General features: G+C 66.3%; 5 protein-coding genes. 3 read left to right on the top strand and 2 right to left on the bottom strand.

Annotated elements, in window-relative coordinates; translation table 11 throughout:
• Positions 1-95: 95 nt before the first annotated feature.
• Both VFJ08_RS15170 and VFJ08_RS15165 read right to left on the bottom strand, forming a co-directional pair.
• Positions 96-914: an MFS transporter gene (locus tag VFJ08_RS15170; protein ID WP_324998067.1), complete on the bottom strand. Its 819-nt coding sequence runs from the start codon at positions 912-914 to the stop codon at positions 96-98.
• Positions 915-1,013: 99 nt separating this feature from the next.
• Complete coding sequence (locus tag VFJ08_RS15165) at positions 1,014-1,760, bottom strand: GntR family transcriptional regulator (RefSeq protein ID WP_324998066.1); 747 nt, start codon at positions 1,758-1,760, stop codon at positions 1,014-1,016.
• A 240-nt stretch (positions 1,761-2,000) separates the two neighbouring features.
• On the opposite strand from VFJ08_RS15165, the gene VFJ08_RS15160 reads away from it, so the two are divergent.
• From VFJ08_RS15160 to VFJ08_RS15150, 3 genes are read left to right on the top strand one after another with little or no spacing between them, the layout of a single operon-like run.
• Positions 2,001-3,215 (top strand): aspartate aminotransferase family protein, encoded by a 1,215-nt coding sequence (locus VFJ08_RS15160; RefSeq protein ID WP_324998065.1) that lies wholly within the window; start codon positions 2,001-2,003, stop codon positions 3,213-3,215.
• 5 nt (positions 3,216-3,220) lie between these two features.
• Positions 3,221-4,279 carry an arginine N-succinyltransferase gene (locus VFJ08_RS15155; protein ID WP_324998064.1) on the top strand — a complete coding sequence of 353 codons (1,059 nt, stop codon included), beginning with the start codon at positions 3,221-3,223 and terminating at the stop codon, positions 4,277-4,279.
• Positions 4,273-5,328: an arginine N-succinyltransferase gene (locus tag VFJ08_RS15150; RefSeq protein ID WP_324998063.1), complete on the top strand. Its 1,056-nt coding sequence runs from the start codon at positions 4,273-4,275 to the stop codon at positions 5,326-5,328. Before VFJ08_RS15155 ends, VFJ08_RS15150 begins: the two co-directional genes overlap by 7 nt.
• The last annotated feature ends 382 nt before the right edge of the window (positions 5,329-5,710 follow it).

The following is a 5,710-nucleotide window of genomic DNA, read 5'->3' as shown; positions in this document are numbered from 1 at the left end:
TCAGCGACAATGAAGCCGCTCGGCAGGTGAACAACGCCAAAACCGAGATCTTTCAATCCATCAATCAAGCCCGGATTCCGGCTGCCTGAAGCTCGCTATCCGCCGCGCTGCTCAGGCTCATGTCTGGGTTGGAAAAGACTGGCCTTGCGATACCCCGGCGCCAGCAGCAGCGACCAGCGCGTCACCATATTTTCTTCGGCGATCTGCGTCCGGAGCTCCTCGAAGGTGGTCTCGGCCTCGCCGGCGCTATGGGTGCGGGCCAGGGCCGCGCGGGCGTCGTCGCGCCGGCCGCGCTTGAGCAGCCAGCGCGGCGATTGCGGCAGCACTACCCCGAGCGCCAGATAGGCGATGCCCGGCACCAGCGCGGTGGCGAACATCACGCGCCAGTCGCCGGTGCCGTGGAAGAAATAACCCACGAGATAACCGAGCAGAATGCCGATCGTCAGAAAGAGCTGGAACAGCGTGACGCTGCGCCCGCGTATCGCCGGCGGCATGACCTCGACCAGATACAGCGGAATCACGATGGTCACCAGCCCCACACCGATGCCCTGGATCAACCGCCCGCCGAGCACCCAGCCGTAATCGGCCGCCAGCGCGGTCACGATCACGCCGATGACGAAGATGACGCCGGAAATCAGAATCGTGGGTTTGCGGCCGATGTAGTCGGCGATCGGGCCGCCGACCAGGGTGGCGATCGAGCCGCCGCCCAGTACCGCCGCCACGATCAACGACAATTGCGAGCCGGTCAGCGACAGTTCCGCCTTCATGGCTTCGAGCGCCCCGGCGATGATGCCGATATCGTAGCCGTAGAGCACGCCCCCCAGCGCGGCGATGACAATGGTGAACCAGGCCATCGCCGGCAGCTTGGATACGCCGTCCGGGATTGGCTGCGCTGCTGTGGTGTTCTGTGTCATGACTCTCCTCCTTGGAAATCTCCGGTTGCATCTTTCCGGTTGCATCTTTAAGGCCGCGCCGGCTTGCTTTGCGCGCGGCGGGCTTGCAGGCGCCCGTGCTCATCTGCTTCGGTGCAGTTCGACCATGAAATCGTAGTAATGGGTGCGGCAGTAGCTCACGGTCAGCTCGGCGGGCGATCCATCCGCCAAATAGCCCAGCCGGGTGACCTTGAGCAGCGCCTCGCCGCGGGGCACCGAAATCAATTTCGCGATGTCGGCGTCGGCGTTGACTGCCGTGATGTGCTGCAGCGCGCGCGCCATCGGCGTGCCCTGAGCCTCGAGCGTTTTGTAGAGCGAGGTCTCGACGGCCTCCGGTTCGGCAAGCACGGACGCGGGAAGACAACTTTCCTCGACCGCCATGACCACATCGTCGGCCAGCCGCAGACGCTTCAGCCGCGAGATGCGCGCCTCGTTACGCAGCGCAAGACGAAAGGCTTCTTCGCTGGTCGGCATCCCGGTGCGCCGCGACAGCCAGCGCGAGCTTGGGGTGAATCCACGCTCGGTGAGCAGTTCGGTGAAGCTGGACAACCGGGTCAAGGGCTCATTGAAGCGCGGCGCGATGAAGGTGCCCGAGCCGTGCGTACGCCGGATCAACCCCTGTTCCGCCAGTCGTTCCAGCGCCTTGCGCGCGGTGATGCGCGAAATACGCAGCGTATCCGCCAGCGTGCGCTCGGAAGGCAACGCCTCCCCGGCCTGCCAACGCCCGGCATTGATCGTATCGCCGAGCTGCTGCGCGAGCTGGCGATACAGCGGCGTCGCCTGGTCCGCGTCTAAAACGATTCCGGCAAAACGTGGCTCCACGCGCATGGCCTCGACAATTCTTACGAAGAGCCCACCATAGAGCCTATGAGATACCAGCAAAATACCAATTGGTCTTATACTGGTGCGTACCGGGCGGTTCGGCTGCTCGATGACACCGTTCGCTGCGCCTAGAGTAAGGCGGCGACGGCCTCGATCGGCGTCGTCGCCGGAGTCGGGCGTGACCCGGCGACCGCAAAGCGCGACAATACCGCGCTTATATATTGGCCCGAACCCCGGAAACCGACCATGGACTGGACGCCCGCCCGCGACGACTTCGACCGCTACATGCTGCCCAACTACAACCCGCAAGGCGTGATTCCGGTACGCGGCGAGGGCAGCCGCCTGTGGGACCAAGGCGGCGAGGAATACATCGATTTCGCGGGCGGCATCGCGGTCAATGCGCTGGGCCATGCGCACCCGGCGCTGGTGAACGCGCTCAAGACCCAGGGCGAGCAGCTCTGGCATTTGTCCAACGTCTATACCAACGAGCCGGCGCTACGGCTGGCGAAAGCGCTGGTCGAGGCGACCTTCGCCGACAAGGTGTTCTTCGCCAACTCCGGCGGCGAAGCCAACGAGGCCGCGCTCAAGCTGGCGCGCCGCTACGCGCACGACACGACGGGCGCGCACAAGAATAAGATCGTGTCGTTCCGCCGCTCGTTCCACGGCCGGACCTGGTTCACGGTCTCGGTCGGCGGCCAGGAGAAATACACCCAGGGCTTCGGCCCGGTGCCGGGCGGCATTGTCCACGGCGATTACAACGATCTGGAATCCGCGCGCGCGCTGGTCGACGGCGACACCTGCGCGATCATGGTCGAGCCGGTCCAGGGCGAAGGCGGCGTGACCCCGGGCGACGCCGACTTTCTGTCCGGTCTGCGCGAACTCGCCGACGCGCACGGCGCGCTGCTGATCTTCGACGAGGTGCAGTGCGGCGTCGGCCGGACTGGGCATTTGTACGCGTACATGGGTTATGGCGTCACACCCGATATCCTGACCAGCGCCAAGGCGCTCGGCGGCGGCTTTCCGATCGGCGCGATGCTGACCACCGATCGGGTGGCCGAGGTGTTCGGGGCCGGCACCCACGGCTCGACCTATGGCGGCAATCCGCTGGCCTGCGCGGTGGCGCTGGCCGCGATCGAGACCATCGGCCGGCCCGAAGTGCTGGCCGGTGTACAGGAGCGAGCCGGCATCTTTCGCGCCGAGCTGGCCCGGATCAACGCCAAATACGATTGCTTCGCCGAGGTGCGCGGCCAGGGCCTGCTGATCGGCGCCGAGTTCAACGCGCGCTACGGTGAACAGGGGCGCGCGACGCTGGCCGCCGCCATCAAGCAAGGGCTGATGCTGCTGGTCGCCGGACCCAACGTGCTGCGCTTCGCCCCGTCGCTCGTCATCCCCGAAACCGATATCCGCGAGGGCATGGCCAGGCTGGACGCCGCCATCGACACGCTCGACGCGGCGTCGTAGGCGCCATGCTGATTGTTCGCCCCGGCCACCCGGATGATCTCGATGCGCTGATCGATCTGGCCGCGCATGCCGTCCCGGCGCTGACCAACCTGCCGGCGCACCGCGAGCGCCTCGGCGAGCGGCTGGAAGCGTCGCGGCGTGCGCTGGATGAATCGATCGTCGCGCCGGGCAGCGAGGTCTATACCTTCGTGCTCGAGGATCACGCGGGCGCGTCGCCGCGCGTGGTCGGCACCGCCAGCATCCGGGCCCGCGCCGGCGCCCGCGAGGCCTACTACACCTGGCGCCGCGAGATGCTGATCCACGCCTCGCAACAGCTGGACGTACGCCGCGAGTTCTCGATCCTGTCGTTGTCGCACGAGTTGTCGGAATCCAGCCTGCTGTGTGCGTTCTCGATCGACAGCGCCTATCGCGGCGGGCCGGGCGAACGTCTGCTGCGCCGCGCGCGGCTGTTGTTCGTGGCTCAGCATCCCGAACGCTTCATGCGCAATCTGGCGGTCGCGATGCCAGGACATCTGGACGAAGCTGGTATTTCGCCGTTCTGGGAATCGGTCGGCCGGCATTTCTTCGTGCGCGATTTCCGCGAAATCAACGAGATCGCCGGCATACATTCCAAGAGCTTCATCGCCGAAGTCATGCCGCCGTTCCCGCTCTACGAGCCGCTGCTGACCGGAGCCGGACGCGCCGCGATCGGCTCGATCCACGCCGGCCACCATCCGGCGGCGGCCGATCTCGCCGCCGAAGGGTTTTCGCGCTCGCGCCATATCGACCTGTTCGACGGCGGCCTGCTGCTCGAAGCGCCCTTCGAACGCCTGCATTCGGTACGCGGCAATCGCTGGCATCCGATTCTGATCGACCACCGCGTCGATGCCGGCGAGCACGGCGCGGCGCTGTTGGCGAACCAGGAAACCTCGGCTTTTCGTTGCATCGCCGCGCCCCACGCGCTGACCGCGACCGGGCAGTGGCGGCTCGCGCCCGAGGGCGCCGACCGGCTGGGTCTCGACACCGGGCGCGCGGTGCTGGCCGTTACCCTGCCCGCGCTGGACGAGGAGGCCGACCCATGCTGATCCGCCCGATCGAGACCTCCGACCTCGACGCCCTGCACGCCATCGCCATCGAAACCGGCGCCGGCTTCACCTCGTTGCCGGACAACCGCGATTTTCTCGCCAAGCATATCGACGAGACGCGCACGGCGTTCGATAAGCCCGCCGACGACCCCAGCCTTTCGACCGATCCCGACCTATACTTCTTCGTCCTCGAAGACGACAGCCTGGCCGACGCGCCGGTGGCCGATCGCATCGCCGGCTGCTGCGCGATCGAGGCCCGCGTGGGCCTGGACGCGCCGTTTTACAACTATCGCGTGGGGCGGCTCGCCCAGGCCTCCAAGCAGCTCGATCTCAACCGTGTGATCGATACGCTGTTCCTGTCGTCCGATCATACCGGCGACGCCGAGGTCTGCTCGCTGTATCTGCGCCCGGCCTGGCGTTTGCGTGGTCAGCGCAACGCCACCCTGCTGTCGCGCGTGCGCTGGTTGTTCATGGCCGCTTATCGCGCGCGTTTTCCCGAGCGTGTGTTGGCCGAGATGCGCGGGCGCTTCGACGACGCCGACGTCAATCCGTTCTGGGTCGCACTGGGCCAGCATTTCTTCCCGATCGATTTCCGCGACGCCGACCGGCTCACCGGGCTGGGCCAAAAGTCGTTCATCGGCGAGTTGATGCCGCGTTATCCGATCTGCACCGCGATGCTGCCCGAGGCCGCCCGCGATTGCATCGGCGCGGTGCACGAACACACCAAGCCCGCGCTGGCGATGCTCGCCGCGCAGGGCCTGCGCTTCGAAGGCTATATCGATATCTTCGACGCCGGGCCGACGGTCGAGGCGTATCTCGACGACGTGCGCGCGGTGCGCCATTCGCGCGAAGCCACAGTGCGCATCGACGGCCACGCCGAAACGCCGGCCGCACCGGTCACGTTGGCCGCGACCACCGGCGGGTGCGCGGACTTCCGGGCCGGCTGGATCGGCCGGGCGCCGGAGGATGACGGCATCATCGTTCATCCCGACGAGGCCGCGCGGCTTCGTGTCGACGACGGCGCGCGGTTGCGCGTGCTGGGCGACTGACTGGATTCTCGGGTATGCGCGGCCAGCCAACGATTATGGCGACACACATCAAAACTGCTTATCTTCGATCGGTTTGGCGTTTCGCGCTGCTGCGCGACTCCCTTTCGTTTGCTTGTCCAAACGAAAGGAAGCAAAGGAAAAGACACCCTGTCTCGCGTCGATGCTTCGCATCGATGCCCTGCGCGGCTCCGGCCGAAAGAGGACAGCCGGAAACTCGCAGCGCTACGCGCAGCTCAAACAGCCGGCTGTCTTTTTCTCTTTCGGCCTCCGCTGCTCGGCGCTGCGCCCAAGGGGCCCAATACAGACATCAGTTCGGCAGATCGTGGCTGTATTCATCCCCGTTACGCGGCGACGGAGACGCACAGTGGCGGCGGGCGTCCGG

The organism is Salinisphaera sp. (assembly GCF_035690525.1).
GTDB lineage: Bacteria > Pseudomonadota > Gammaproteobacteria > Nevskiales > Salinisphaeraceae > Salinisphaera.
The sequence above is the reverse complement of the archived record's forward strand: the minus strand, read 5'-3'. Positions and strand labels throughout refer to the sequence as shown.

What these genes read in the sequence shown, in the direction of transcription:
- VFJ08_RS15160 (WP_324998065.1), top strand. Translation starts at nt 2,001, where the DNA reads ATGGACTGGACGCCCGCCCGCGACGACTTCGACCGCTACATGCTGCCC.
- VFJ08_RS15170 (WP_324998067.1), bottom strand. Translation starts at nt 914, where the DNA reads ATGACACAGAACACCACAGCAGCGCAGCCAATCCCGGACGGCGTATCC.
- VFJ08_RS15150 (WP_324998063.1), top strand. Translation starts at nt 4,273, where the DNA reads ATGCTGATCCGCCCGATCGAGACCTCCGACCTCGACGCCCTGCACGCC.
- VFJ08_RS15155 (WP_324998064.1), top strand. Translation starts at nt 3,221, where the DNA reads ATGCTGATTGTTCGCCCCGGCCACCCGGATGATCTCGATGCGCTGATC.
- VFJ08_RS15165 (WP_324998066.1), bottom strand. Translation starts at nt 1,760, where the DNA reads ATGCGCGTGGAGCCACGTTTTGCCGGAATCGTTTTAGACGCGGACCAG.